The organism is Actinoplanes sp. NPDC051513, assembly GCF_044454685.1.
GTDB lineage: Bacteria > Actinomycetota > Actinomycetes > Mycobacteriales > Micromonosporaceae > Actinoplanes.
In genome coordinates, this window is sequence record NZ_JBITDW010000003.1 from 289,246 (window position 1) to 315,720 (window position 26,475).

The 26,475-nt window shown below is 70.8% G+C and carries 23 protein-coding genes; 13 read left to right on the forward strand and 10 right to left on the reverse strand.

What is annotated here, in order from left to right; translation table 11 throughout:
• The coding region (locus tag ACIA5D_RS11350; RefSeq protein ID WP_396029755.1) for a hypothetical protein at positions 1–218 on the forward strand (218 nt) is incomplete at its 5' end.
• Between the two features lie 293 nt (positions 219–511).
• Here the strand turns inward: ACIA5D_RS11350 and ACIA5D_RS11355 are convergent.
• From ACIA5D_RS11355 to ACIA5D_RS11385, 7 genes are all read right to left on the reverse strand, one after another.
• Positions 512–1,222: an ABC transporter permease gene (locus tag ACIA5D_RS11355; protein WP_396029756.1), complete on the reverse strand. Its 711-nt coding sequence runs from the start codon at positions 1,220–1,222 to the stop codon at positions 512–514.
• On the reverse strand, positions 1,222–2,133 hold the full coding sequence (locus ACIA5D_RS11360; protein ID WP_396029757.1) for an ABC transporter ATP-binding protein: 912 nt from the start codon (positions 2,131–2,133) through the stop codon (positions 1,222–1,224). The genes ACIA5D_RS11355 and ACIA5D_RS11360 overlap by 1 nt, the downstream gene beginning before the upstream one ends.
• Positions 2,130–2,993 carry an ABC transporter permease gene (locus ACIA5D_RS11365; RefSeq protein ID WP_396029758.1) on the reverse strand — a complete coding sequence of 288 codons (864 nt, stop codon included), beginning with the start codon at positions 2,991–2,993 and terminating at the stop codon, positions 2,130–2,132. Before ACIA5D_RS11365 ends, ACIA5D_RS11360 begins: the two co-directional genes overlap by 4 nt.
• Positions 2,986–3,900 (reverse strand): ABC transporter ATP-binding protein, encoded by a 915-nt coding sequence (locus tag ACIA5D_RS11370; protein ID WP_396029759.1) that lies wholly within the window; start codon positions 3,898–3,900, stop codon positions 2,986–2,988. The genes ACIA5D_RS11365 and ACIA5D_RS11370 overlap by 8 nt, the downstream gene beginning before the upstream one ends.
• 150 nt (positions 3,901–4,050) lie before the next feature.
• On the reverse strand, positions 4,051–5,214 hold the full coding sequence (locus ACIA5D_RS11375; protein ID WP_396029760.1) for a glycoside hydrolase family 5 protein: 1,164 nt from the start codon (positions 5,212–5,214) through the stop codon (positions 4,051–4,053).
• A 170-nt stretch (positions 5,215–5,384) separates the two neighbouring features.
• Positions 5,385–8,180: a phosphoenolpyruvate carboxylase gene (ppc, locus tag ACIA5D_RS11380; RefSeq protein WP_396029761.1), complete on the reverse strand. Its 2,796-nt coding sequence runs from the start codon at positions 8,178–8,180 to the stop codon at positions 5,385–5,387.
• Positions 8,181–8,317: 137 nt separating this feature from the next.
• Positions 8,318–10,078 carry a hydrogenase maturation protein gene (locus ACIA5D_RS11385; protein WP_396029762.1) on the reverse strand — a complete coding sequence of 587 codons (1,761 nt, stop codon included), beginning with the start codon at positions 10,076–10,078 and terminating at the stop codon, positions 8,318–8,320.
• Between the two features lie 176 nt (positions 10,079–10,254).
• On the opposite strand from ACIA5D_RS11385, the gene mfd reads away from it, so the two are divergent.
• From mfd to ACIA5D_RS11410, 5 genes are all read left to right on the forward strand, one after another.
• The gene (gene mfd / locus ACIA5D_RS11390; RefSeq protein WP_396029763.1) at positions 10,255–13,884 is read left to right on the forward strand and encodes a transcription-repair coupling factor; all 3,630 of its coding nucleotides are present in this window, start codon (positions 10,255–10,257) and stop codon (positions 13,882–13,884) included.
• 530 nt (positions 13,885–14,414) lie between these two features.
• Entirely contained in the window at positions 14,415–15,221 is an 807-nt protein-coding gene (locus ACIA5D_RS11395) for a rhomboid family intramembrane serine protease (protein WP_396029764.1), read from the forward strand.
• A gap of 57 nt (positions 15,222–15,278) precedes the next feature.
• Positions 15,279–15,998 carry a hypothetical protein gene (locus ACIA5D_RS11400; protein WP_396029765.1) on the forward strand — a complete coding sequence of 240 codons (720 nt, stop codon included), beginning with the start codon at positions 15,279–15,281 and terminating at the stop codon, positions 15,996–15,998.
• A gap of 4 nt (positions 15,999–16,002) precedes the next feature.
• Positions 16,003–16,968, forward strand: coding sequence for a MazG family protein (locus ACIA5D_RS11405; protein WP_396029766.1), 966 nt, complete (start codon positions 16,003–16,005; stop codon positions 16,966–16,968).
• A gap of 10 nt (positions 16,969–16,978) precedes the next feature.
• Positions 16,979–18,595, forward strand: coding sequence for a DUF885 domain-containing protein (locus tag ACIA5D_RS11410; RefSeq protein WP_396029767.1), 1,617 nt, complete (start codon positions 16,979–16,981; stop codon positions 18,593–18,595).
• Between the two features lie 207 nt (positions 18,596–18,802).
• Here the strand turns inward: ACIA5D_RS11410 and ACIA5D_RS11415 are convergent, their stop codons facing one another.
• Positions 18,803–19,477, reverse strand: a complete 675-nt coding sequence (locus ACIA5D_RS11415) for a hypothetical protein (RefSeq protein WP_396029768.1) — start codon at positions 19,475–19,477, stop codon at positions 18,803–18,805.
• Positions 19,478–19,535: 58 nt separating this feature from the next.
• Positions 19,536–20,159, reverse strand: coding sequence for a hypothetical protein (locus tag ACIA5D_RS11420; RefSeq protein ID WP_396029769.1), 624 nt, complete (start codon positions 20,157–20,159; stop codon positions 19,536–19,538).
• Between the two features lie 167 nt (positions 20,160–20,326).
• Between ACIA5D_RS11420 and eno the strand changes: the two genes are divergently transcribed.
• The 5 genes from eno (at position 20,327) to ACIA5D_RS11445 (ending at position 24,160) form a co-directional block, all read left to right on the forward strand.
• Positions 20,327–21,610 (forward strand): phosphopyruvate hydratase, encoded by a 1,284-nt coding sequence (eno, locus tag ACIA5D_RS11425; protein WP_396029770.1) that lies wholly within the window; start codon positions 20,327–20,329, stop codon positions 21,608–21,610.
• A gap of 90 nt (positions 21,611–21,700) precedes the next feature.
• Positions 21,701–22,255, forward strand: coding sequence for a septum formation initiator family protein (locus ACIA5D_RS11430; protein ID WP_396029771.1), 555 nt, complete (start codon positions 21,701–21,703; stop codon positions 22,253–22,255).
• Between the two features lie 2 nt (positions 22,256–22,257).
• Entirely contained in the window at positions 22,258–22,761 is a 504-nt protein-coding gene (locus ACIA5D_RS11435) for a DUF501 domain-containing protein (RefSeq protein ID WP_396029772.1), read from the forward strand.
• Complete coding sequence (locus ACIA5D_RS11440) at positions 22,761–23,255, forward strand: amino-acid N-acetyltransferase (RefSeq protein ID WP_396029773.1); 495 nt, start codon at positions 22,761–22,763, stop codon at positions 23,253–23,255. Before ACIA5D_RS11435 ends, ACIA5D_RS11440 begins: the two co-directional genes overlap by 1 nt.
• On the forward strand, positions 23,252–24,160 hold the full coding sequence (locus ACIA5D_RS11445) for an exopolyphosphatase (RefSeq protein WP_396029774.1): 909 nt from the start codon (positions 23,252–23,254) through the stop codon (positions 24,158–24,160). Before ACIA5D_RS11440 ends, ACIA5D_RS11445 begins: the two co-directional genes overlap by 4 nt.
• On the opposite strand, the gene ACIA5D_RS11450 is transcribed toward ACIA5D_RS11445, so the two are convergent.
• Positions 24,161–25,132 carry an NAD-dependent epimerase/dehydratase family protein gene (locus ACIA5D_RS11450; protein WP_396029775.1) on the reverse strand — a complete coding sequence of 324 codons (972 nt, stop codon included), beginning with the start codon at positions 25,130–25,132 and terminating at the stop codon, positions 24,161–24,163.
• 60 nt (positions 25,133–25,192) lie between these two features.
• On the opposite strand from ACIA5D_RS11450, the gene ACIA5D_RS11455 reads away from it, so the two are divergent.
• Both ACIA5D_RS11455 and ACIA5D_RS11460 read left to right on the forward strand, forming a co-directional pair.
• Positions 25,193–25,522 carry a PadR family transcriptional regulator gene (locus ACIA5D_RS11455; RefSeq protein WP_396029776.1) on the forward strand — a complete coding sequence of 110 codons (330 nt, stop codon included), beginning with the start codon at positions 25,193–25,195 and terminating at the stop codon, positions 25,520–25,522.
• Entirely contained in the window at positions 25,519–26,472 is a 954-nt protein-coding gene (locus ACIA5D_RS11460) for a hypothetical protein (protein ID WP_396029777.1), read from the forward strand. Before ACIA5D_RS11455 ends, ACIA5D_RS11460 begins: the two co-directional genes overlap by 4 nt.
• Positions 26,473–26,475 lie beyond the last annotated feature (3 nt).

Consider the following 26,475-nt stretch of genomic DNA (forward strand, 5'->3'; position numbering starts at 1 on the left):
CACGCTCGCCACACCCACGCCACGCGCCCGACTGCGCCTCGCGCGCCGGGCGGCTGCCGCGCGCCGCGCCCGACTGCACCCCGCGCGCCGGGCGGCTCCCGCGCGCCGCGCCCGACTGCACCCCGCGCGCCGGGCGGCTCCCGCGCGCCGCGCCCGACTGCACCCGCGCTGCCGGCGCCTCGCGCTTCGTTTGCGCGATCTTGAAGATCTGCTGTTAGCGGCTGTTAGCGGCGAACGCCAAGTCATCACGGCGGGTCGCGGGGGCGCGTGCGCTCGGCGACAGAACGGAAATATCACGATATAGCGGAGCGGCGTCACCTGCTATGCAGACGGTGCATCCAGGCACTGGGACACGCGGCCGGCATGCAGGACGGAGGCCCATCAGCTGGGAGCCGACGCGACTATGCGGGAACCTTCTGTCCGCATGGAGCACGACGGACGATCCGCACAGTGTGAGGCCGAGGGCTTCCGTGGCGGTCGGAGGCCCTCGGCCGGAATGCGGTGGGGTCGGTCAGCTGGTTTCGCCGGCCATGCTGAAGGAGCCCAGGCGGTTGATCGCGTACAGGGTGCCTCCGATGGCGAAGATCGCGCTCATGATGATGGCGACCGTCAGGTTGACCTTGCCGGGGAGCATGTCGGTCGGGGCGATCTTGTCGGCGATCGTGATGACGTACTGCTCGATCGACAGGACTCGGGTGCCGCTCACGAAGCGGCCCAGCAAGCCCTCCCAGACCAGGATGTAGACCAGCCCGAGCAGGACCGGCCGGCGTGTCAGCAGGCTGAGCAGCAGGAACAGGGCCGAGTAGGCGACCGCGCCCACCGCGGCCGCGGCCGCCAGGGCGAGGCCGAAGCGGGAGCCGTCGGCCAGGACGCCGGCGATGTACAGCGGGACCGCGGCGGCCACGGCCGACACGCCGGCGGCCACCAGGAGCTTGGCCAGGATGATGTCGCGGCGCGGGAGCGGCTTCGTGAGGATGTGGACGATCGTGCCGTCGTCGACCTCGGAGCCCAGCACGCCGGTGCCGACGATCAGGCTGATCACGGGCAGGACCACTGCCAGCCCGAGGCCGACCACGACGGCCTGGCCCCACTGGCTGGGGTCGACGTCGTAGGCCCGGCAGATCAGCGCGAGCCCGACCAGCAGCAACGGCAACGGCAGCAGCAGGAGCACCCGGCGGCGGCCGAGCAGGCCGCGTGCGGTGATGTAGGCGACCGTGGACATCATGCCTCCAGCAGGTAGGAGAAGACGCTCTCCAGGGACTCGTCGGACGGCAGCAGGCGCCGCAGCCGGATGCCCTCGCCGAGGGCGATGCGCGGCAGCGCGCGGGTGAAGCTGCCGTAGTCGGAGGCGCGTACGGTCAGGCCGCCGGCCTCGATCTCGACGCCGCTCACCGACTTCTCGCCGATCAGGGCGACCGCCAGGCGGCGGTCGTCGGAGCTCTGCACGGCGAAGACGTGCGGACGGTTGGTCATCAGGCGGCGGATGCGGCGGAAGTCGCCGGAGGCGGCGAGCCGGCCCGCCACGATCACCTGGACCAGGCCGGAGAGCTGCTCGACCTCCTCGAGGATGTGCGAGCTGAACAGGATCGTGTGGCCCTCGTCGCCGAGCTTGTGCAGCAGGTCCATCATGTGCATCCGCTGCCGCGGGTCCATGCCGTTGAACGGCTCGTCGAGCAGGAGCACCCGCGGCTCGTGCACCAGCGCGGCCGCCACCCGGGTGCGCTGCCGCATGCCCTTCGAGAACGTCTCGATCCGGCGGTCCTGCGCGTCGGTCATCTCGACCAACTCGAGGGCCCGCTTCGCCGCCGCCGACGGGTCCGGCAGCTTCTGCATCTTGGCGCAGGCCACGACGAATTCACGAGCGGTGAGGAAGCCGTGCACCGCCTCCCGCTCGGCGACCAGACCGAGCTCCCGGTAGATGGACGGGTTGCGCCACGTGGGTGACCCGTCGATCGTGACCGCGCCGCGTGACGGGGACAGGAACCCGGCCATCATGTGCAGCACCGTGGTCTTGCCGGCGCCGTTCGGGCCGAGCAGGCCGGTCACCCCGGGTTGCAGGAGCATGCTGATGTCGTTGACCGCCACCACGTTGCCGTACCAGCGGGAGACGTTCTGGAGTTCGACGGTGCTCACAGCGAGGCCACCTTCCGGTAGCGGGCCAGCAACAGCAACAGGCAGGCGACGATCAGGCAGAACGCCTCGATGCCGAAGATTGGGCCGAAGTCGCCGACGTCCAGGCCCAGGTCGTTGCGGTCGCGCAGCCAGATCTCGACGCCGTTGATCAGCGACATCGGGCTGGCCAGGCCGGCCAGGTGATTCGCGGTCTGCGAGGGCAGCACGCTCAGCACACCGACCACCGGCGCCGTCATCAGGAACACCGCGACGATGCCGCCGGCCGCGAACGCGCGCTTGCCGGTCAGCGAGGCCACCAGCAGGCTGATGCTCGCGAAGACGAACGCCCACAGCAGGCTGTAGCCCCACCCGGGGATCAGCAGCCCGAGCTCGTGCCACACCCCGCGCATCCCGGTCTTGGTGGTGAAGGCGCCGGTCAGGAACATGATGAATTGCGGTACGCCGAGCAGCAGGAACACCGCGGTGACCAGGGCACTCACCTTCGCCAGCACGTAGTCGGCGGCCCGCAGCGGGCGGCTGAAGTACAGCGGCAGAACCCCGGACCGGATGTCGCGGGAGACCAACTCGGGCGCGACGACCGCGACGAAGAAGATGACCAGCCAGCTCATCGTGTCGTCGAGCTGGTAGTAGTCGAAGAGCCAGGTGCCGGTCTGCGAGCGGACGCCCGCGTTGATCACCGCGACGAGCAGGACGATGCCGGCCACGCCCCACGGGAAGATCTTGGATTTGGCGCTGCGGCCGAGCCCGAACGCAGCCCGCAGACCGTGCGTGTACAGCGCCCCCAGCAGGGCGCCGCGGCCCAGCCGGGGACCCTGATACCGCTGGTATCCGATGTCATGGATGACGCCGGCCTCAGACATCGGCCGTCTCCTTCGCGGTGAAGAGCTCGGCGACGCGGTGACGTCGCTGGTCGAGCCGGTGCAGGGGAAGGTCGAGCTCGGCGACAGCCTGGAGGATCCGGTCGTACGCGGCATCGGCCTGGAGCGGCACCAGCAGCAACCGGCCCTCGGGGGTGACCTCGAAGCCGAGGGCGCGCAGCGCCGAGGCGAGTTCGTCGGTGCCCTCGCTGACCTCGACGGCGAGCACGTCGGACGCCGTGGTCATCGACGAGATGCGGTCGGCGCGCAGCAGGCGGCCGGCCTCGATCGCGATGAGCGAGTCGCAGATGCGCTCGACCTCGCCGAGCAGGTGCGAGCAGACCACCACCGAGATGCCGAACTCGTTGCCGATGCGGTGGATCAACGTCAGCATGGCGTCGCGGCCGGCCGGGTCGAGGCCGTTGGTCGGCTCGTCGAGGAGCAGCAGGTCGGGGTCGTGCACGAGCGCCTGGGCCAGCTTGACCCGCTGCTTCATGCCGGTCGAGTACCCGCCGATCTGGCGGTAGCGCTCCTCGTAGAGGCCGACGTGGCGCAGCGCCTCGGAGGCCCGCTCGCGCGCCGCGACCTTGGGCAGCCCGCTGAGCCGGCCGACGTGGGTGACGAACTCGGAGGCGGACACATCGGGCGGGAGGCAGTCGTTCTCGGGCATGTAGCCGACGCGGGCGCGCACCTTGTCGGTCTCGGTCACCGGGTCGAGGTCGAAGACCTTGACCCCACCGGAGCTGGGCGCGAGGAGCCCCAGCATTATCTTGATGAACGTGCTCTTGCCCGCGCCGTTGGCGCCGACGAGCCCGATGACGCCCGCGTCGACCTCGATGGTGAGGTCGGCGAGCGCCGTCACCCCGCCGCCGTAGGTCTTGGTCAGCGCCTGAGTCGCGATGATGGTCACGGGCCCAGCCTAGGAAGCGAGCGCACCTGGCGGATCCGGAGGATCCCTGAGGACCCTCTCGGGGTCTCTCAGCCCACTCTCAGCTTCCCTTCCGGGAGGCGGCGCCACGGCGCGACCTCGGCCGGCCGGAAGAGTTGCGGGATCGGCCGATCAGAACCGATCGACAGTGCGCAGGCGGCTGCGGATGAGGGCGCCCGACGGGGTGAGCACGTTCGTCCCGGTGAAGTGGGCGCCCGCGCAGGCGCCGGGTTTGAGGGCGGCGCTCGACTCGGCGATGTCGGAGAACGTCCAGTTCGCGTAGCTGATCTTCAGTCGATCGAGCAGGTCGAGCCACGTCGTGGTGCTCGCGGCGTCGAAGGCGCCGTTGCCGGTGAACGTCACGGTGCCGAACTCGGTGACGAACATGGGGAGCTTGGCGGCGGCCTTCGTGAGTTCGGCGCGGTAGTTGCCCTTGTGCGACGCCGCGTAGAAGTGGAACGCGTACATGACGTTGGGCAGCCGGACCGGGTCGGCGATGGTCTCGGCGGCGCTCGAACCCTCGGCGATGCCGAGGGACGAGAATCCCCGGCTTCCGACGATCACCACGCCGTCCGGATCTTGCGCTCTGATGACGGGGATGACCTTTTCCGCGTACGCCTTGACGACCGCCCACGGGACGCCGTTGGGCTCGTTGGCGATCTCGTAGATGATGTTCTTCCGCGCGGCGTTGCGCTTGGCCACCGCGGCGAAGAAGGTCTTGGCCCGCTCGAGGTTGACGGTCGGGTCGCCGGGGTTGAGAACGTGGAAGTCGACGATCGCGTACATGCCGCGCGCCGCGGCCTGGTCGACCAGCGTGTTGACCTTCGCGGTGAAGCCGGCGGGGTCGGTTTCGAGGCCGCCCTCCTGCACGTACATGGCGATCCGCAGCAGATCGCTCCGCCAGTCGCGAGCAAGGGCGTCGAGGGCGGCGCCGGGGTAGCAGTCCGGCGCGAACTGCAGGCCGTGGGTGCTGACGCCGCGCAGCTGAATGACCTTGTCGCGCTGGTTGCAGAGGTGGACCCCGCAGACGTGCAGCTGCCCGTTGATGGCCAGCGGCGTCGAGGCGGCCGACGGTGGCCGCGTGGTGGCGCTCGGCCGGGTCGTGACGGACGGCGGAGAAGAGGACCGGGAAGGGGAGCCGGAGACAGCCGGCGTGGCCGCGGGCGCCGACGGCGGACCTTCGATGGCGGAAACGGCGGTCGATCCGAACGTGGTCGTCGTGAGGGCGGCGACCGTCGCCGCCGAAACCGCCACGACCGTGGCGCCCGCGGCCGCGAAGAGACGCCATCTGCGCACGAGCACCGCTCCGTCGCCGTCGGAGGAGCGATGGGAGCGCTCCCGGGACAGCGACGCTAGGCGGCCCGAAACGCGAAGGCGAGCGGCTAAAGACTCACTTAAGGCGAACGAGGGCTAACGAAAAGGGCCGGACAGCGAGTGCTGTCCGGCCCCCCGTACGCGAAAGGATCTCAGCCGGTGTTGCGCATGCCGGCGGCGATGCCGTTGACCGATGTCAGCAGCGCCCGCTCCAGCGCCGTCGAATCCGACGGTGCGCGCCGCGCCCCCGGCGCGGTCGCCGGCTGCCGGTCCGAATCCCCGAGGTCGCGGTACTGCCGCAGCAGCGCCACCTGCAGGTGGTGCAGCGGCAGCAGGTACGTGTCGCGCACGCTCAGCGTCCGCTTGAGCTCCGGCTGCGACGCCAGCAGATCGTCCCCGCCGGTGATGGCCAGGATCTCGCGGACGGTCAGCTCGTACTCCGCCACGATCGTCTCGAAGATCGGGTGCAGCTCGGCCGGCACCAGCGTCTCCACGTACCGCCGGGCGATCTCGAGGTCGGTCTTCGTCAGCATCATCTCGACGTTGGAGATGAACGTCTTGAAGAACTGCCAGTCCGCGTACATCTCGTGCAGGACCTCGGTCTTGCCCGCGGCCCGCGCGGCCGCGAGCCCGGAGCCGACGCCGAACCAGCCCGGAACGATCTGCCGGGTCTGCGTCCACCCGAAGACCCACGGAATCGCCCGCAGGCCGCCGAGCCCGGCGTCCGCGTTGGGCCGCTTCGCCGGCCGGGAGCCGATGTTCAGCTGGCCGAGCAGCTCGGTCGGGGTGGCCGCCCAGAAGTAGGCCGGCAGGTCGGGGTTCTCGACCAGCGACCGGTACGTCGCGAAGGCCGCGTCCGACGCCGTGTCCATGGTCTCGTCCCAGCGCGCGAGCCGCTGGAGGTCGACCGACGGCGAGGTGTGCAGCAGCGTCGCCTGCAGCACCGCCGCGACCGTGAGCTCGAGGTTTTCCCGGGCCAGGGCCGGCAGCGTGTACTTGTCGGAGATGACCTCGCCCTGCTCGGTCACCTTGATCGCGCCGTCGAGCGTGCCGTACGGCTGGGCCAGGATCGCTTCGTGGGTGGGGCCGCCGCCCCGGCCGACGGTGCCGCCGCGGCCGTGGAAGAGCCGCAGGCGTACGCCGTGCCGGGCCGCCACGTCACGCAGCGACCGCTGTGCCTTGTGGATACGCCACTGGCTGGTCGTGATCCCGGCCTCCTTGTTGGAGTCGGAATAGCCGAGCATGACCTCCTGCACGTCGCCGCGGGCGCGCACCATCTCGCGGTAGGCCGGCAGCGTCAGCATCTCGTCGAGCAGCTCGCCGCCCGCGTCCAGCTCGGCGGGAGTCTCCAGCAGCGGCACGATGTTGACCCGGGCGCGCCCGGTGTGGATGTCGACCAGGCCGGCCTCACGCGCCAGCACGGCCGCCGCGAGCACGTCGTCGACGCCCAGGGTCATCGAGATGATGTACGTCTCGATGACGTCCATCCCGAACCGGTTCTGCACGTCGCGGATCGTGTTGAAGACGTCGAACGTCTTGCGGGCCGCGTCGGTGAGCGGGGTGTCGGCGGCGGACAGCGGCCGGCGTCCGGAGAGCTCGGCGGCGAGCAGCTTGGTGCGCTCGGTGCGGTCGAGCGCCGCGTAGTCGTCGACCTCGCCGACCTGCGTGTACATCTGCTGGAGCACCTCGTGGTGCTTCTCGGCGTGCTCGCGGACGTCGAGGGTCGCCAGTTGCAGGCCGAAGGCGGAGACCGTACGGATCGCGCTGGCGACCACGCCGATCGCGGTGAGCTGGCCGGAGTTGCGGGCCAGCGAGGCGCGCATCAGCTCGAGGTCGCTGATCAGCTCGTCGTTGCCGAGGTAGTCACGGCCGGCGACGTGCGGGGTGCCCTGGCGCAGCCGCTCGCGGGTGTTGGCGAGCTTCGCCTTGATCGCCCGCAGCTTGAGCCGGTACGGCTCCTCGGCGTTGGTCTTGCGGAACCGGGGCGCGACCTCGGGCAGGGCGTCCAGGTCGCGGGCGAGCGAGGCGGACAGGTCGAGCGAGACGCCGCGCAGCCGCCGGGAGACCGACAGTTCGTCGATCAGGTTGTCCATGGCCTTCTCGGTGGCCTGGATGCCCTGCTCGTGCTGGATCATCAGGACGTCGCGGGTGACGGCCGGGGTGACGAACGGATTGCCGTCGCGGTCGCCGCCGATCCACGAGCCGAAGGTCAGCGGCCGGGCGGTGGGCGCGGTCTCGACGCCCAGGTTGCGCAGGGTCTCGGCGAGGTCGGTGAGCACCTGCGGCGCGGCCTCGGCGTACAGGTCGCGCAGGTAGTAGACGGCGTTGCGGGCCTCGTCGGTCGGCTCGGGCCGGTCGAGGCGCAGCTCGTCGGTCTGCCAGAGCAGGTCGATCAGCTCGGCGAAGCGCCGGCTCGAGGCGGTCGTGTCGGAGGCGCCGTAGAGGACCGCGGCCGCGGCCTCGTTGTCGAGCTCGTCGGCGACCTGGCGCAGCTTGGAGAGGATCGAGCGGCGGGAGGCCTCGGTGGGGTGCGCGGTGAAGACCGGGCGCACCGCGAGCCGGCGGGCGGCCGCGGCGATCTCGTCGGCCGGCACGCCGCGCTCGGCGATCCGCTTGGCGGCCTGGTCGAGCCAGCCGCCGTCGCGGGCGCGGCGCCGCCGCAGGTCGCGGGCGCGGTGCACCTGCTCGGTGATGTTCGCGAGCTGGAAGTAGGTGGAGAACGCGCGGGCCAGCTTGGTGCCGGTCGTGACGTCCATGGCGGCCAGTCGCTCGGCGGCGGCCGGGGCGTCCTGCCGCACCAGGGCGCGGACCTCCTCGACCAGGTCGAGCAGGGGACGGCCCTCCTGCCGGGCCAGAGTCTGGCCGAGCAGCGTGCCGATGCGCCGGATGTCGGCGCGCAGGGCGGCGTCGGGGCCGTCGGGGTCGAGGTGGCCGTGCTGGTCGGTCATCGGGGCGCTCCTTCTGCCCTCGTGAGAAGGCTTTGCGGTGCTCCAGGACGGCGCTGTCCCGACTCCGCCGATGGTATCGGCGCGGCTCATGGACCGGGTGAATTGAGGCAAGTCTCACCTCGGACCGCGGGAATGACTCATGCGGACAGGGGCACCGCCGGGCGAAGGACGGTGGTGCGGCGGCGCGGCTTCATTCCTCCGAGCAGGAGACGGTCCGGCGTCTCCGACGGCTTGACCTTGCGGACGAAGTCATGCCGGGCCGCCGCGAAACCGGACCGGTCCGCGTACATGTCACGGCTCATCTCGGCCAACTCACGGGCCTCATAGACCTCGAGCGGCACCCGTTCGGCGGCGAGCCGCCGGGCCTTCGCCTGGCGCCGGTTGCGCGCCAGGCGGGCGTCGCCCTCGCGTTCGGCGAGGGCCGCGAGCCATTCCGTGTAGGCGTCGGGATGGCGCGGCCCGACCTCGTCGACCAGGCCGATCGATCGCGCCCGCGTCGCGCTCACCGGGAGCTTGTCGTCGATCAGTTCCTGCGCCCGGTCGGCGCCGACCCGGCGGGGGAGCGTGAAGGTGTGCAGCTCGGAGCCGTACAGCCCCATGTCGTAGTAGGGGTTGAGGACGATCCCGTCGCGGGCGGCCACGATGTCGGCGCCGAGGCCGAGCATCACCCCGCCGGCGCCGGCGCTGCCCGCGTACGCGGCGATCACCACCTGCCGCGTACACATGATGATCTCCCGGCAGATCTCGTTGATCGCGCGGATGCTCGCCCAGGCCGCGCTGGCCGGGTCGGGAGAGGCCTCGATGACGTTGAGGTGGATGCCGTTGCCGAACGTGTCGGTCCCGCCCCGCAGCACCAGCACCTCGGTGTCCTGACCGGCCGCGTGCCGCAGCGCGGCGAGCAGGCGGCGCGAGTGCCCGGGCGCCATCGCGCCGTTGTAGAAGTCGAACGAGAGCCAGCCGGCCGCGCCGGACCGCCGGTAGCGGATCTGCCGGTAGGTCGCCGGGTGCTCGGGCTCGCTGCCGGGCGGCAGGGGCGAGTGGGGCACGCCGCGCAGCCGGGTGCTCAGCAGCGTGGTGGCGGGCAGTTTGATGCCGGCGCGGGGGAGCTCGGCGGCCCGCAGGTGGCCGAGCCAGATGCTGCCGTCGCCGGTGCCGATCAGCACCGCGCCCTGCCGCCGGCTGAGCAGCTGACCGGGGCGCCCGGCGCGGGCGAGGCCGGGCAATGCGTCGTACGCGAAAACTGGAAGCCCGCTCACCTCGGTGCGCACTCCCGGGGCGCCGTCGGCGGCCCGGATCTTCCGGAGGATCTGCTCGGTCGAGTCGCTCCAGTCGAAGGCGCGGTCCTCCTGCCGCATCAGCGGGCGCGGCCGGGCGTCGGCGGCGTCGGGGGCGTCGGGGGCATCGGCGGCATCGGCGGCATCGGCGGGGGAGAAGCCGGGGTCCTGCGCCTTGCCGACGACCTCGGCGATGCACTCCATGGCGGCGTCGGCGACCGGGCCGTTGTACAGCGAGGACTTGCGCGGCGGCGCGGCCGGCACGGCGAACGTGCGGGTGGCCCAGATCGGACCGGCGTCCATCTCCTCGACGGCCTGCAGCGCCGTGACGCCCCAGCTGCGGACGCCGTCGCCGATGGCCCAGTCCAGCGAGGACGGTCCGCGGTCGCCGACCGGGCCCGGATGGATGATCACCGTGCGCCAGTGCTGCCAGACCTCGCGGGGGACCCGCTCCTTGAGGAACGGACAGATGATCAGATCGGGGCCGGTGCTCTTCACCCCGTCGATCATGTCCCGCTCGCTCGTCGCGAAGAGGACGCCGACCTCGTGCCCGGCCTCGCGCAGGGCACACCAGGCCCGCTGGCTCAAACCGTTGAACGCCGTAACGAGCAGCAGGATCCGCACGTTGTCCCTCCCTGGGAGCCACACCGACAACGAAGCGCGAGTTTTCTCCTGATACCGACTCCCATGTCGGACATGTTGTGCGCCCCGTAATTGTCGGAGGGCCGGACTAGACTTCAGCGCATACCCCCGCCCGTCTGGGCGCTTGGGGTTGTTTGACGTGTACGGATGTGGGTGTAATGCAACTCTCCGGCCTGATTCCCGCCGCCCTTCGCGACCGGGGGCTCGCGCGTGCCCGCGACCTCGCTCGCAAGGCCAATCCCGATGGGCCCTGGGTCGACTCGGACTCCCTCGATCTCACCGCGCCCGCCTCGCTGCGCCCGTTCGTCGTGGCCACCGTCGCGGGCGATATCGACCTCGGCGGCGCGGCGCGGCCGGTGCTCGCCGTCACCGCGACCAGCCGTGAGGCCGACGACCTGGCCGAGGCGCTGGGCTGCCTGCTCGACCCCTCGCGGGTGGCCGTCTTCCCGTCGTGGGAAACGCTGCCGCACGAGCGTCTCTCGCCGCGCTCCGACACGGTGGGCCGGCGGCTGGCAGTGCTGCGGCGGCTCGCCCACCCCGAGGGGCAGCCGCTCCAGGTGATCGTGGCGCCGGTGCGCAGCGTGCTGCAGCCGCAGCTCAAGGGCCTGGGCGACCTCGAGCCGGTCGAGCTGGTCACCGGCGGGTCGGCCGAGCTCGAGGGGGTGGCCCGGCGGCTGGCCGACATGGCCTACGCGCGGGTCGACCTGGTCACCAAGCGCGGTGAGTTCGCGGTGCGCGGCGGCATCCTCGACGTGTTCCCGCCGACCGACGAGCACCCGTCCCGGGTCGAGTTCTGGGGCGACGAGGTCGAAGAGATCCGCACCTTCGCCGTGGCCGACCAGCGGACCATCGATCCGGTCTCGCGGCTGTGGGCGCCGCCGTGCCGTGAGCTGCTGCTGACCCCGTCGGTCCGCGCGCGTGCGGCCGCGCTGTCCGAGGCCCACCCCGAGCTGGCCGAGATCCTCGACAAGCTGGCCGAGGGCATCCCGGTCGAGGGGATGGAATCGCTGGCCCCGGCCCTGCTGCACGGGACCGACAGCATGGAGCTGCTGCTCGACTGCATGCCGGCCGGCACGCACGTGCTGCTCTGCGACCCCGAGCGCATCCGCACCCGCGCGCACGACCTCACCCGTACCTCTGATGAGTTTCTCGAAGCCTCGTGGGCGGCCGCGGCGGTCGGCGGTCAAGCCCCGATCGACGTCGGGGCCGCCGCTTTCAAAACCCTTGCCGATGTACGCGCACACGCGGCGACCCTGTCGCAGCCGTGGTGGACCGTTTCTCCCTTCGGCCTGGCCGAGGCGGCTCCTTCTACTGAAGATCAACCGTGGCTGGAGGCGCCTACCGAGGTTGCGGTGTCCCCCGATCTTGGCGATGCGATCGCGCTCGCCGCGCAGCCGGTGGCGCTCTACCACGGCGACACCGCCCGGCTCGTCTCCGACATCTCCGAATGGTCGGCCGCGGGCTGGGCGGTCGCGCTGGTCTTCGAGGGCCACGGCACCGCCGAGCGCGCCACCGAGGTGCTGCGCGACTCCGGCCTGGGCGTCACCCCGGTCGAGTCGATCACCACGCCGATCGAGCCCGGCCAGTTGCTGGTCACCTGCGGCGGGCTCAACCACGGCTTCGTCGACGCCGCGTCCCAGCTCGCGGTCATCACCGGCAACGACATCAGCGGCGGCCGCGGCGCCTCCACCAAAGACATGCGCCGCATGCCGTCCCGCCGTCGCAACACGATCGACCCGCTCGAGCTCAAGCCCGGCGACTTCGTGGTGCACGAGCAGCACGGCATCGGCAAGTACGTCGAGCTGGTGCAACGCACGGTCAACGGCGCCGACCGCGAATACATCGTCATCGAGTACGCGCCGTCCAAGCGCGGCCAGCCCGGCGACCGCCTGTACGTCCCGACCGATCAGCTCGACCAGCTCTCCCGCTACGTCGGCGGCGAGCAGCCCACGCTGCACAAGATGGGCGGCAGCGACTGGCAGAAGAGCAAGGCGCGGGCCCGCAAGGCGGTGCGCGAGATCGCCGCGCAGCTCATCCAGCTGTACGCGGCTCGCCAGGCCTCCCAGGGATACGCGTTCGGGCCCGACTCACCGTGGCAGCGCGAGCTCGAGGACGCGTTCCCGTACACGGAAACCCCCGACCAGATGGCCGCGATCATCGACGTCAAGCACGACATGGAACTGGCCGTCCCGATGGACAGGCTGATCTGTGGCGACGTCGGCTACGGCAAGACCGAGATCGCCGTGCGGGCCGCCTTCAAGGCCGTGCAGGACGGCAAGCAGGTCGCCGTGCTCGTGCCCACCACGCTGCTCGCCCAGCAGCATTTCAACACGTTCACCGACCGCATGGGCCAGTTCCCGGTGCAGATCAAGCAGCTGTCCCGGTTCCAGACCCCGACCGAGGCGAAGCTGACCCTCGAGCACGCCTCCGACGGCACCGCCGACATCGTGATCGGCACCCACCGCCTGCTGGCCAACTCGACGAGGTTCAAGAACCTCGGCCTGATCATCGTGGACGAGGAACAGCGCTTCGGCGTCGAGCACAAGGAGCAGCTCAAGGCCCTGCGCGCCTCGGTCGACGTGCTCACCATGTCGGCCACGCCGATCCCGCGCACGCTCGAGATGGCGATCACCGGTATCCGCGAGATGTCCACCATCGCCACCCCACCCGAAGAACGCCACCCGGTGCTCACTTTCGTCGGCGCCCAGGACGACAAACAGGTGGCCGCGGCCATCCACCGCGAGCTCCTGCGCGACGGCCAGGTCTTCTACCTGCACAACCGGGTCGAGTCGATCGACCGCGCGGCCCGCAAGCTGCGCGAGCTGGTCCCCGAGGCCCGGGTCGCGGTGGCGCACGGCCAGATGGGCGAGGACCAGCTCGAAAAGGTGATGGTCGGCTTCTGGGAAAAGGAGTTCGACGTCCTGGTCTGCACCACGATCGTCGAGTCCGGCATCGACATCCCGAACGCCAACACCCTCATCGTCGAGCGCGCCGACCTGCTCGGCCTGGCCCAGCTGCACCAGATCCGCGGCCGCGTCGGCCGGGGCCGCGAGCGGGCGTACGCGTACTTCCTGTACCCCCGCGAGAAGCCCCTCACCGAGCACGCCCACGAGCGCCTGGCCACGATCGCGCAGCACACCGAGCTCGGCGCCGGCATGTACGTGGCCATGAAAGACCTCGAGATCCGGGGCGCCGGCAACCTGCTCGGCGGCGAGCAGTCCGGCCACATCGAGGGCGTCGGCTTCGACCTGTACGTCCGCATGGTCGGCGAGGCCGTGCAGGCCTTCAAGGGCGAGCGCCCCGAGGAGGAGCCCGAGGTGAAGATCGACCTCCCGGTCGACGCCCACCTCCCGGTCGAGTACATCGCCGTCGAGCGCCTCCGGCTCGAGATGTACCGCAAGCTGGCCGAGGCCCGCGACAACAAGCAGCTCGACGAGGTGGTCGCCGAGATGACCGACCGCTACGGCGAGCCGCCCGCGCAGGTCGCCAACCTCATCGCCGTGGCCCGCTTCCGCCAGACGGCCCGCGCCTACGGCCTGACCGACGTCTCGATGCAGGGCAAGCACCTCCGCTTCTCCCCGCTCCCGCTGCCCGACTCGAAGCAGCTGCGCCTGAAGCGCTACCACCCCGACGCCGTCTACAAGCACGCCACCGACCAGGTGAGCGTCCCGCGCCCGGCCACCCGCCGCCTGGGCGGCGAGCCACTGCGCGACTTGGCGCTGTTGCAGTGGTGCGCCCAGCTCCTGAAGGACGTCCTGGGGGAGGTGCCGGCCAAGACCCCCGCCTAGGTCTGATCTCGCCGAGTCAACGCCCACTGGGCGTTCGCGATCGGGGCTTGCCGAGCATGGCGATGCGGCCCTTCATCCTGAGGGTCTGCAGAGCGTGTTGGACCTGATCCTTGGTCAGGCCCGTGGCCTTTTCCAGTTCGGCTCGTGTTCCAGTTCGGCTCGCGTGTGTGCCCTGGCCATCAGTGCGGTCAATATGGTCATCTCATTGGCGGTCAGTCCACGGTCAACGACCGACACGTCACCCTGCCCGTCGGGGAAGGCACGAAACTTCCTGCACAGCCGTGGTCATCGGTACCACACAGATCCTCAGATGTGCCACACAGCGCCCGGCGGCGCGCTCGTTGTTGCATGTGTGCATCAGAAGCTGCGTCGGAACGGATCGAGCATGCAGAATCTCCGGGCCTGATCATTGCTGAGCCCGGGAGTGCCTCGTGGAGACCGTGGGTGCGGAGACCACCTGTTATCGCCATCCGCGGCGGGAGACGTTTGTCCGGTGCAGCCGGTGTGATCGGTTCATCTGCTCGGACTGCATGCAGGAGGCGCCGGTCGGGCAGCGGTGTCCCGACTGCGTCAAGGGCGAGAACAAGACCGTCCGGCAAGCCCGCACGATCTTCGGGGCCACGGTCAGCAGCGGCGCGACCGCCTACGTCATGTACACGATCATTGCGCTCAACGTCATCGCGTACGTGATCGAGGTGGCGCATCCGGCGGTGATCAACCGATTCGACGTGTTCGGGACGGGGCTGGTCGACGCGGCCGGACGGTACTACGTCGACGACGGCGTGCCGGCGCCCGGCTATGAGCTGATCGGCGTGCTGCATGGGGAGTGGTGGCGGCTGTTCACGGGCGCCTTCCTGCACAAGCTTCCGGGCGCCAGCGGGCTCGGCCTCACCCACATCGCCTTCAACTTGATGTGGATCGCCATGCTCGGCGTGTTCCTCGAGCGGCAGCTCGGCCGGCTGCGGTTCCTCGCCGTCTACCTGATCTCGGCGCTCGGCAGCTCCGCGTTCGTCGTGATCATCGACCCGCACCAGGGCGCGATCGGGGCGTCGGGGGCGGGGTTCGGCATGGCCGCGGCGTACTTCGTGATCACGCGGAAGCTGCACGAGCATCCGATCGATCGCAACCGCCTGTTGTTGACGTCCGTGCTGTGGCTGGTGCTCGCCGCGGGATTCACGTCCTGGCAGGGGCATCTCGGGGGGCTGGTCGCCGGTGCGGTTGTCGCGCTCGGGCTCGCGTACGCGCCTCGTCGTGGACGCGACGGGACGCAAGCGATCGTCCTGGCCCTCGTAACGCTGGTGTTGATCGCCGCGATAGTGGCGAAAGCTGTCGGCTGATCCGGGATTCCGGGGGTCGGCGACGTGTGTCACGACAGACGTGAGAGAGTCATGGCCATGCAGCGTGCCCGCCGACTCGCATCCGTCGCCGTTGTCGCGTCCCTGGCCGTGGCCGGGCTCTCGGCCTGCCGTTCCGAGCCCTCGGTGGCCGCCTACGTCGGCGACACCAAGATCACTGAGGACCGGGTGGACGCCGTCTACGACGAGGCTCAGGCCGCCGCGGTCCCGGCACGGGAGGGCGAGGCGCCCGCGCCCGCGCTGACCCGCGCCGAGGTGGCCCGCACGCTGATCAGCACCGACGTGCTCGGCCAGGTCGCCAAGTCGCACAACGTGGCGCTCCCCGCCGATCTGGGCCTCGAGCAGGTCTCTTCCGACCTGCGCCTCCCGGCCACCACCGAATACGTCCGCCTGTACGCGACGGCGAAGACCTATGTGGCGGCTCTCCGGCAGGCCGCGCCGACCACCGGCGAGCCCACCGAAGCCGACCTGCGCCAGGTCTTCGACGTGCTGGTGGCGAACGGCGAGGCCGACGCGAGCCAGTTCGAGCAGTTCAAGTCGCAGCTTCCGGCGCAGAACAAGCAGCTGGTCACCAACGCGGCGACGGTCCGCAACGAGATCAACGAGGTGGCCGGCCCGCTGAAGATCCGGGTCAACCCGCGCTACCAGCCGGCCATGATCTCGGTGCTCGAGTTCCAGACGCAGAACGGCGCGGTTCGCCCGCTGGTGACGGCCCCGCTCGGCGCCGACGACACCGTGCCGGTCAGCGCCGTCTCCTGAGGCCATGATCGCGCGGATCATCCTGCTGGTCACCTCGCCGCGGCTGCCCGCCGGTCTGCTCACCGCCGCGGCGTGGGACGCGCTCCGGGCGTATCCGGTTCTTGCCGGCGCCGAGTCGGAACAGGCCGCGGCGCTGCGGCAGTCGGGCGTGCCGGTCACGGTGATCTCGCCTGATCCCGAGCGGCTGCTCGCCGAGCTGGAAGGTCGCGAGGCCGTCGTCTGGCTGGCCGGCCCGGCCGGCGATCAAGATTTCGCCCGTCAGCTGGGCCTGCGCCTCACCCGCCAGCCCGACCTGGCCGAGCTGGAGCTGATGTACGGCTCCTGGGACCCGCCCGGCGCCCGCCTGCTCGACGCGGTCGCGGTGATGGACCGCCTGGCCTCGCCCGGCGGCGACCCCTGGAAACGCGCGCAGAACCACCGCACGCTCGCGCCGTACATGCTCGAGGAGGCCTACGAGGCCTACGACGCGATCGAGGCCGAGGACATGGCCGCCCTGCGCGAGGAGCTGGGCGACGTGCTGCTGCAGATCGTGCTGCACGCCCGCCTGGCCGAGGAACTGCCGGACGGCGCGGCCTGGGGCATCGACGACGTGGCCGGCGTCCTGGTCGAGAAGATGGTGCGGCGCAACCCGCACGTGTTCGCGGGCGCCGAGGTGGCCGACCTCGAGGAGATCACCGACAACTGGGAGCGGATCAAGAAGGCCGAGAAGTCCCGCGACTCGGTCCTCGACGGCATCGCGCTGAGTCAGCCCGCGCTGGCGCTCGCTGCCAAGATCCTCCAGCGGGTGGAGCGCGCCGGTCTCGACGTGCCCCTGCCTGGCGGTGACGACCTCGGCCCGGCGCTGCTCCGGCTGGTTGCCGAGGCGCGCGCCGCCGGGGCGGACGCCGAGGCCGAGGTACGCCGGGCGACGCTCGACTATGCGGAAGACGTGCGGAGCGCCGAGCAGAGAATTGTCGGACCCGCCGAGTAGTTTCCACGGCATGCCGGAGTTCGTTCCGCTCGCCGAGAGCATCGTCGACGCCATCCTGCGCAGCGATCCAGGTCTTGCCACCTTCACGGGCGACCACCGTTTCGACGACCGCATGCCCGATCTCTCCCCGGGCGCGGTGTCCGAGCGGGTGGCCATGCTGCGCGACGCGGCCGACGCGCTGTCCGGCATCGATCCCGAGGCCTTCGGCCCCGAAGATCAGGCCGACCACGCGATTCTCTCGGCCGTCGTCGAGCGCGGGCTTTTCGAGCTGGTTGACGTACGCGAACACGAGTGGAACCCGCTCAACCACAACCCCGGCCCGCTCCTGCACGCGCTGATCTCCCGCCAGTTCGCGCCGGCCGAGGAACGGCTGGCCAGCCTCGGCGGCCGGCTCGCCGCGATCCCCGACGCGCTGGCCACCGCCCGGGCGGTGCTGCGCGACGTTCCGCGCATCCACACCGAGACGGCGATCGGCCAGTTCGCGGGCACGGCCGCCCTGATCCGCGACGAGGTGCCCGCCCTGCTCGCCGACGAGCCCGGCATGCGCGCGGCGGTCGAGCCGGCCGCGTCGGCGGCGCTGGCCGCGCTCGGCGAGTTCGACGGCTGGCTGCGCGCCCAGCTCGAGGGCGGCGAGCCCGGCCGCGACCCGCGGCTGGGCCGCCGGTTGTGGGAAGCCCGGTTGTGGCACACGCTCGACACCGAGCTGCCCGCCGCCGAGGTGCTGTCCCGCGCCCGCGAGCGCCTCGACCGGGTCGGCGCCGAGCTGCGCGCGGCCGCGGCCGAGCTGGTCGGCGGCTCCGAGACCGACGAGACGGTCCGCCGCGCCCTCGGCACGCTTGCCGCCGACCACCCCGACGACGCCACGATCGTCGGCCTCGCCCGCGTCACGATGGACGAGGCGACCGAGTTCGTCCGCAAACACGACATCCTCACCCTGCTCGACGACCCGTGCGTCATCGAAGAGATGCCCGAGTTCGCCCGCGGCGTGGCGGTGGCCTACTGCGACCCGCCGGGCCCGCTCGAGACCGCCGACGTGCCCACCTTCTACTGCATCTCGCCGACCCCCGCGGGCTGGTCCGCCGAGCGCGTCGAGTCGTTCTACCGCGAGTACAACGACCACATGCTCCGCGACCTCACGGTCCACGAGGCGATGCCCGGCCACTTCCTCCAGCTCGCGCACTCGCGGCGTTTCCGCGCCGAGACCCGGGTGCGCGCGCTCGGCTGGTCGGGCCCGTTCGTCGAGGGCTGGGCGGTCTACGCCGAAGAGCTGATGGCCGGCCTGGGCTTCGGCGGCCTGCCGGTGCGCCTCCAGCAGCTCAAGATGCAGCTGCGCATGAGCCTGAACGCGATCATCGACCAGCTGGTCCACTGCGAAGATCTGCCCGAGGCCGAGGCCATGTCCCTGATGACCGGCCCCGGCTTCCAGGAAGAGGGCGAGGCGGCCGGCAAGTGGCGTCGCGCCCTGCTCACGTCGACCCAGCTGAGCACATATTTCGTCGGCTACACCGAGGTGGCCGCGATCGCCGCGGCCCGCCCGTTCGGCGCCACCCCCAAGGCCTGGCACGACAAGATGCTCGCCCACGGCTCCCCGCCCCCACGCCACCTGCGCACCCTCCTCGGCGTCTGACCGCGCAGGTTTCGCCGGGTGATGACGGTCTGGCAGGGGTTCGACGCCGACAGCATCTGCGGACCGGCCGGATGACCGCGCCGGCCCGGCTCACGTGCCGCCGTCTGGGCATCGTCGGCTATGGCTGCTCAGGCTGACGGCGCTGGGTATGGCGGCCTATGGCCTGTTCTCGGTTGTGCAGTCCCGTTACCGACGGGTCTGACCGCGCTACTTCGAGCGCTTGTCGGTCAGTTTCGCCGAGGCGGGGAGGTCGAGGGCGGCGAGGTCGGCCTTCTCCTCGTACGCCGTCAGGGCCTGATCGAAACGCTCGCCCGCGATCGTCGCGGCGAAGCTGCCCAACGCCCCCTCATTCGTGACGCACAGGCTGAATTCGGAGGTCGGCGTCCCGTCGACCCTTCTCAGGTCGAGGCAGGTGGCGTGCCGCCCGGCGATCGTCGTGTCGTGCTGGGCGGCGTCGAGCTCCTGGTCGAGCGCGGCCGCGTTGAGCATCGCCAGCGCCGCCTCGGGCGTGATCAGTTTGCTGCCGGTCAGGGGCGCGGCGGTCGCCGGCGCCGGGTCGGTCTCGGTGCAGTTCAGGGCTTTGTCGCAGCGGACCGTCCCGGTCACGGTCTCGAGCAGGCGGCCGCCCGGATGGACGTACGCGGTTCTGGTCGGCTTCTGCGCCTGGGTGATGGTCGCCGTGTCGCCGCCGGTGAGCTGGTACGTCGCCGTATACGTGAGACCGGTCACACGGGCCAGCTGGATCGCCATCTCGGAGACCAGGTCGTCGCGGGTGATGCCGGCCGCGTTGGCCGTGTCGAGGTCCGTGCACGCCGTCGTACCCAGCAGCAACGCCGCGGCGGCGGCGAAGCTGATCACGGTAAGGCGCGGACGGGATCGCACGACTGACACCATTGCCTACGTGCGCAACCCGGCGCAAACGAGTAACGAGGCGCCCACGCTAGCTCCCGCGCTGTCGCGCCAGCAGCTGGTGCCGCATGATGTACCGGCGAATGATCTTGGCCTGGGTCTCGTTCTGGTCGTCGAAGACCGCCACCATCTCGACCGAGAGCGGGCCGCTTACCGGCACCTGCTGCCGCATCGAGCTCACCTTCAGCGCCGAGGCCGGGAACGCGACCTCCTCGTCGCCGAGGAGGATCCGCAGCACCATCTCCTCGCCGCTTTCGAGCACGATGTCCGTGAAGTGCGCCCGCACGGCCCGCTCGCTCATGTCGTGCACCACACCCTCGGCGGGCTCGCGGTCCGGCCGGATCATCACGATCTGCTCCCCGCCGCCGCCGCGCACGTACGACCGGCTCTGCAGCACCAACGGCTTCCCGGTGAAGCGGACCTCCACCCGGTTGCCGTCGACGGCAACCACGTGCCCCTCCTGCGCGTACCGCCCGCGCGGCGCCGCCGCCCAGCGCAGCTCGACCGTCGAGTTGGCCGGCGGCACCTGGGCCAGGGCGAGGGAGAGAGTGATCACGGGTCCTGAGGCGTGCACGACCCGCACCTCGGGGAGCGTTTCGCCATACGAGGTCATCTCGATGAACGACCCGTCCGGCGGGAGCATGGAAGCACTCATAGTGCCAGGAGGATCGGCATCGGCGAGGCGCGGTTGAGGCGTCCGGCGGCGGAAGTTCACCGGCCGCGCGTACGCCCGTCAGGAGGCCCCGATACGCTCAGGTCGTGGTCGGCCGCAGGGTCGCGGTCGGAGAACTGCAGGCTTGCGAAGAGGGAGCGACACGACACATGGCCACCATCGAAGCAATCGTCGCCCGCGAGATTCTCGACTCCCGGGGCAACCCGACGGTCGAGGTCGAGGTCGGGCTCGACGACGGCACGGTCGGCCGCGCCGCGGTGCCCTCGGGCGCCTCGACCGGCGCTTTCGAGGCGCTCGAGCTGCGCGACGGCGACAAGGGGCGGTACCTCGGCAAGGGCGTCGAGAAGGCCGTCGCCAACATCGAAGACAAGATCGCCGACGAGCTCGTCGGCTACGAGGCGAGCGAGCAGCGCCTGATCGACCAGAAGATGCTCGACCTGGACGGCACGGCCGACAAGTCCGAGCTGGGCGCGAACGCCATCCTGGGCGTTTCCCTCGCGGTGGCGAAGGCCGCGGCGCTGAGCGCCGAGCTGCCCCTGTTCCGGTACGTGGGTGGCCCGAACGCGGCCGTCCTGCCGGTCCCGATGATGAACATCCTGAACGGTGGCGCGCACGCCGACTCGAACGTCGACGTCCAGGAATTCATGATCGCCCCGATCGGCGCGCCGACCTTCCGCGAGGCGCTGCGTACCGGCGCCGAGGTCTACCACGCGCTCAAGTCGGTGCTGAAGAAGAAGGGCCTCTCGACCGGCCTGGGCGACGAGGGCGGCTTCGCTCCCAACCTGCCGGCCAACGCCGCGGCGCTCGACCTGATCGCCGAGGCCGTCAAGGCCGCCGGCTTCAGCCTGGGCACCGACATCGTGCTGGCCATGGACGTGGCGGCGACCGAGTTCTACAAGGACGGGTCGTACGTCTTCGAGGGCTCGCCGAAGTCGACCGACGAGATGATCACGTATTACGCGAAGCTCGCCGACGAGTACCCGATCGTCTCGATCGAGGACCCGCTGGCCGAGGAGGACTGGGCCGGCTGGAGCGCGATGACCGGTCAGCTCGGCAACAAGATCCAGATCGTGGGCGACGACCTGTTCGTGACCAACCCGACCCGCATCGGCCGGGGCATCGCCGAGGGCGCGGCCAATGCCGTACTCGTCAAGGTCAACCAGATCGGGTCGCTCACCGAGACCCTCGACGCCGTCGACCTGGCCCACCGGGCCGGCTTCAAGACGATGATGTCGCACCGCTCGGGCGAGACCGAGGACACCACGATCGCCGACCTCGCGGTCGCGGTCGGCAGCGGCCAGATCAAGACCGGCGCCCCCGCCCGGTCCGACCGCGTCGCCAAGTACAACCAGCTCCTGCGCATCGAGGAGCAGCTGGAGAGCGCGGCCCGGTACGCCGGTGCGGGCGCTTTCCCGCGTTACCGCGCCGCGTAACGGCAGTAGCGAAGATCATGGAGTTGTGGCGCCCGCGCAATCCGGCATAGGTTTCATCGGGTGCCACAACCCATGATCGGGGGAGCAGGGGTGACCACACAGCGACGCGCGCCGAGCGGACAGGGCCCGTCCCGCCGCTCCAGCTCGTCGCGTACCCGCACGACGAGCTCGACCCGCGTGCAGACCCGCACCCGGGCGCGCCCCGCACCGACCCGCCGCACGGTCAATGTCGGCACGGGCCCGGCGAAACGTACGGCCGCGCCGAGACCGCGCGCCCTGACCGGCCGCGCGACCGTCCTGATCGTCGTGTTCGTGGCGCTGGCCCTGGCGTACACGTACCCCCTGCGCGTCTATCTCGCCCAGGAATCGCAGATCGCCCAGCTGGAGGCCGGTCAGGCCGCTCAGAAGAAGTCGATCGCCGACAAGCAGCAGCAGCTCCAGAAGTGGCAAGACCCGGAATACCTCCGGGCCCAGGCCCGGGAACGGCTCAACTACGTGCGTCCGGGCGACAAGACGCTGGTGTTGCTGCCGGGCTCGGGCACCGCCGCGAGCACCACCGGAAACCAGCCGGCGGCCGCCCCCGACCGCTGGTACGACACGCTGTGGAACAGTGTGCGAGCCGCCGACGCGGAGTCACCGAACTGATCATGGAAACACCCTCCCCCGCCGACCTCGAGATCGTGGCGGCCCAACTGGGCCGTACCCCGCGAGCGACCCGCTCGATCGCGCACCGCTGCCCCTGCGGCAACCCCGACGTGGTCGAGACGGCGCCGCGGCTGCCCGACGGCACCCCGTTTCCCACGCTCTTCTACCTGACCTGCCCGCACGCGACCGCCGCGTGCAGCCGGCTGGAATCGGCCGGCGTGATGCGCGACATGCAGGAACGGCTGTCGACCGATCCCGAGCTGGCCGAGCGCTACGCGAAGGCGGCCGAAGATTACCTGGCCTGGCGCAAGGCGATCGAGGACGTGCCGGAGATCTCGCACGTGGCGGCCGGCGGCATGCCCGACCGGGTCAAGTGCCTGCATGTCCACCTCGGGCACGCGCTCGCGGCCGGCCGCGGGGTGAACCCGTTCGGCGACGAGGTGCGCGACGCGATCGAGCCGTGGTGGGTCGACGGCCCGTGCGTGTCGCCGAAGAAGGACGAGTAGTGGAGATCCGGCGGGCGCGGACCAGCGACATCAAGGCCATCCGGGCGCTCGTCGACGCCTACACGGCCGACCGCCGCCTGCTCAGCAAGGCCACGGTCACGCTCTACGAGGCGGTGCAGGAGTTCTGGGTCGCCGTCGACGAGCACGATCGCGTGCTCGGGTGCGGCGCGCTGCACGTGATGTGGGAAGACCTCGCGGAGATTCGTACGGTTGCGGTGGATCCTGCTTGCCGCGGCCGCAAGATCGGGCACAAGATCGTGTCCCGCCTGCTCGATGTCGCCCGTGAGCTGGGCGTGGCCCGCGTCTTCTGCCTGACCTTCGAGACCCGGTTCTTCGGCGCGTTCGGCTTCACCGAGATCGACGGCGCGCCCGTGCCGCACGCCGTCTACGAGCAACTGCTGCGCTCGTACGACGAGGGTGTCGCCGAATTCCTCGACCTGGAACGGGTCAAGCCGAACACCCTGGGGAACACGAGAATGCTGCTGCACCTATGAGAGTCGCGGCGATCGACTGCGGGACCAACTCGATCCGTCTGCTGATCGCCGATGTGGTGGACGGCCGCGTCATCGACGTGTCGCGGCGCATGGAGATCGTCCGGCTGGGCGAGGGCGTCGACCGCACCGGCCGGCTTTCCGACGCGGCGCTGGCGCGCACGAGAAAGGCGCTGATCGGGTACGCGGCGGAGATCGCCGAACTCGGGATCACCCGCGTGCGGATGTGCGCGACGTCGGCCTCGCGGGACGCGTCGAACGCTTCCGATTTCCGCGCGATGGTCCGCGCGGTGCTCGGTGTCGATCCCGAGGTGATCACCGGGGACGAGGAGGCGCGGCTCTCCTTCGCCGGCGCCGTCGCCGGGTTGCGAGCCGAGCCGCCGTACTTGATATTCGACATCGGCGGCGGCTCGACCGAGTTCGTGACCGGCAGCGAGGGCGTCGAGCACGCGATCTCGGTGGACATCGGCTGCGTGCGGATGACCGAGCGGCACCTGCACGACGATCCGCCGACGCCGGCCCAGATCGAGGCGGCGACGCGCGACATCACCGTCGCGGTCGACACGGCGCTGGCGGCCGTGCCGGGCCGCTCCGCGCCGACGGTGGTCGGGCTGGCCGGGACGGTCACGACGGTCACGGCTCTGGCTCTGGGGCTCGACGCGTACGACGCCACACGCATCCACCACGCCCGGGTGTCCCGCGCGGCAGTGGCGAAGGTGACCGCCGACCTGCTGGGGATGACGGTGGCCGAGCGCTTGGCCCTCCCGGTGATGCATCCTGGCCGGGCCGACGTGATCGGCGGCGGCGCGCTCATCCTGTCGATCATCCTGGACCGTTCCGGGCACGACTTCGTGATCGCGTCCGAGCACGACATCCTCGACGGAATCGCCCTCTCGATCGGGGCCTAGCTAGACCTTCAGCGGGTTGGCGACGTCGAGCTGGTCGTGCTCGATGAGCCAGCGCACCGACTCGAGCGCCGCCGCGTCCGGCTGGTAGCGCGGGGCGTACCCGAGCAGCCTGCGCGCCTTGTCGATGCTGAAGCAGTGGTTGCGGACGAGGTGCTCCCAGCTGACCTGGGCGGCCTCGTCGTCGGTGCCGCGACGGAACTCGTCCCACGTCACCGTGCGCAGCTCCGCGGTCTGGCCGAACCACGACGCGCCGATCTCGGCGTAGCCGCGCACGTTGAGGGCGGACGGCGCGACGACGGTGAAGTCCTCGGCGGCGGCGGCGTCCCGGTGGTCGACGGCGGCCTCGAAGGCCTGGGCCACGTCGTCGGCGTGGACGTGGTGCATGAACTCCGCACCGATGCCGGGAACGTCGATCGGCTGCCCGGCCGAGAGCTTGTGCCAGACCGTGGGGTCGTTGTTGCCGAGCGGGCCGATCGGGTGCCAGCCCGGGCCGACGATGTGGCCCGGGTGCAGCGACGTGGTGACCAGGCCGCCCGACCTGGTCTCGTCCCGCAGCATCTGGGCGATGGCGGCCTTCGCGATGCCGTACTCGCCGACGGGCGGGGTCGCGTCGTCCTCGGTGATCGGCGCCCGCCGGCTCGGGCCGGCGCGCCAGATCGAGCCGCAGTGCAGCAGATGCCCGGTCTCGCCGCGCAGCCGCTCGACCAGCGCGGTGGCCGAGTCGAGGGTGAAGCAGATGAGATCGATGACCACGTCGGGCCGGAGGCCGGCGACGCGGTCGCCGAAGGCGCCCTCGCGATCCTCGGCCGCCCGGTCGGCGGTCACCCGGCGCACCTGCTGCCAGGCCGGGTCGTCCACATAGCTGGATCGCTGCCCGCGGCTGATGCTCACCACGTCGTGCCCGGCGCGAACGAGTCGGGGGATCAGGAACGTGCCGACGTGGCCGCTCCCACCGATGACCACGATTCTCATGGGGACAGGTTAGTACTCTCCGCTTGACGGTACTTCGCACTGCACAGTACCTTGCAACGCGTGGACACGACCCAACTCCTCAAGGGCGTGCTGGACCTGGCGGTCCTGGCCGTCCTGCGCGACGAGGACGGCTACGGCTACGACATCCTGCGCCGCCTGCGTGCGGCCGGCCTGCACGAGGTCGGCGACGCCTCCGTCTACGGCACGCTGCGCCGGCTCTTCAGCGCCGGCTTCCTCAACACCTACGTGGTGCCCAGCGACGAGGGTCCACATCGGAAGTACTACAACCTGAACGCCGCCGGCCGCACCGAGTTGCAGCGCAACGGCAAGATCTGGCAAGGCTTCGCGACCACGATGGACGATCTGCTGCGCGAGCGGGGGGCGGCGTGAACGACGAGATCAACGCCTATGTCGAGGCGGTCGAGCGATCGCTGGCCGGCATCGCGCCGGCCACCCGCTCCGAGCTCCTCGAGGACCTCCCGGAACACCTGGCGGAGGTCCAGGCCGAGGGAACGGGCACGCTGCGTGAGCGATTGGGCGCTCCCGAGGCGTACGCGTCGGAATTGCTGGCATCCGCCGGCCTGGTCGGCGGTTTCCCGGAGCCACCGCCCGCCCGCCTGGCGCAGCTCTTGGCCCTTCGCGATCGTGCCACCGCCGTCGTCGATCGCGTCGACATCAAAACCGGGCCCATCATCGGGTACGAGAAAGCCAGCCAATTTCTCGTCCTGCTGCGCCCCGGCTGGTGGGTGCTGCGCGGCTACCTGGTCGCGATGGCGCTCGCCTACATCCTCTCCGACGGCACCCGCCTCGGCCTGCTCCCGCGCATCGGCAACAACGAGGTGGTGGCCCTGGTCCTGCTGGCCGGTTGCGTGATCGTCTCGATCGTCCTCGGTCAGCGCTCGATGTCGCTCTCCCGGCTGCCGCGTCTCGCCTTGCGCTCGGCCACCGTCGTGCTGGTCATCTTCGCGCTGGCCGGCTTCGTCGGCGCCGACGAGGACGCCCGCGACCCCGGCTACAGCGACGCGAACTACGACTACTACGACCAGAGCCCGTTCAGCAACGTCAACGACGTCTACGTGTACGACAGCCAGGGGCGCCTGGTGCAGAACGCGCGCCTCTACGACCAGGACGGTTCCCCGATCCAGCTGGGCACCAACATCTGCACCGACCCGACGACGGGCGAGGGGACGCGCTCGCGCAACATCGGTTACCCGTACTGCCCGCAGTACGCGCCCTTCGCGGGACAGCCACCCACGCCCACGGAATCAGCGTCGCCATCCCCGTCCGCCTCGGCGCAGCCGGCGCCCAGCCGCACGGTGTCCCCGAGCCCGTCCCGTTAGGGC

Excerpts from the sequence above, each read along its gene's own strand:
- ppc (WP_396029761.1), bottom strand. The coding sequence starts at position 8,180 with ATGACCGACCAGCACGGCCACCTCGACCCCGACGGCCCCGACGCCGCC.
- ACIA5D_RS11355 (WP_396029756.1), bottom strand. The coding sequence starts at position 1,222 with ATGTCCACGGTCGCCTACATCACCGCACGCGGCCTGCTCGGCCGCCGC.
- ACIA5D_RS11405 (WP_396029766.1), top strand. The coding sequence starts at position 16,003 with ATGATCGCGCGGATCATCCTGCTGGTCACCTCGCCGCGGCTGCCCGCC.
- eno (WP_396029770.1), top strand. The coding sequence starts at position 20,327 with ATGGCCACCATCGAAGCAATCGTCGCCCGCGAGATTCTCGACTCCCGG.
- ACIA5D_RS11450 (WP_396029775.1), bottom strand. The coding sequence starts at position 25,132 with ATGAGAATCGTGGTCATCGGTGGGAGCGGCCACGTCGGCACGTTCCTG.
- ACIA5D_RS11365 (WP_396029758.1), bottom strand. The coding sequence starts at position 2,993 with ATGTCTGAGGCCGGCGTCATCCATGACATCGGATACCAGCGGTATCAG.
- ACIA5D_RS11400 (WP_396029765.1), top strand. The coding sequence starts at position 15,279 with ATGCAGCGTGCCCGCCGACTCGCATCCGTCGCCGTTGTCGCGTCCCTG.
- ACIA5D_RS11410 (WP_396029767.1), top strand. The coding sequence starts at position 16,979 with ATGCCGGAGTTCGTTCCGCTCGCCGAGAGCATCGTCGACGCCATCCTG.
- ACIA5D_RS11395 (WP_396029764.1), top strand. The coding sequence starts at position 14,415 with ATGCAGGAGGCGCCGGTCGGGCAGCGGTGTCCCGACTGCGTCAAGGGC.
- ACIA5D_RS11420 (WP_396029769.1), bottom strand. The coding sequence starts at position 20,159 with ATGAGTGCTTCCATGCTCCCGCCGGACGGGTCGTTCATCGAGATGACC.
- ACIA5D_RS11445 (WP_396029774.1), top strand. The coding sequence starts at position 23,252 with ATGAGAGTCGCGGCGATCGACTGCGGGACCAACTCGATCCGTCTGCTG.
- ACIA5D_RS11435 (WP_396029772.1), top strand. The coding sequence starts at position 22,258 with ATGGAAACACCCTCCCCCGCCGACCTCGAGATCGTGGCGGCCCAACTG.
- mfd (WP_396029763.1), top strand. The coding sequence starts at position 10,255 with ATGCAACTCTCCGGCCTGATTCCCGCCGCCCTTCGCGACCGGGGGCTC.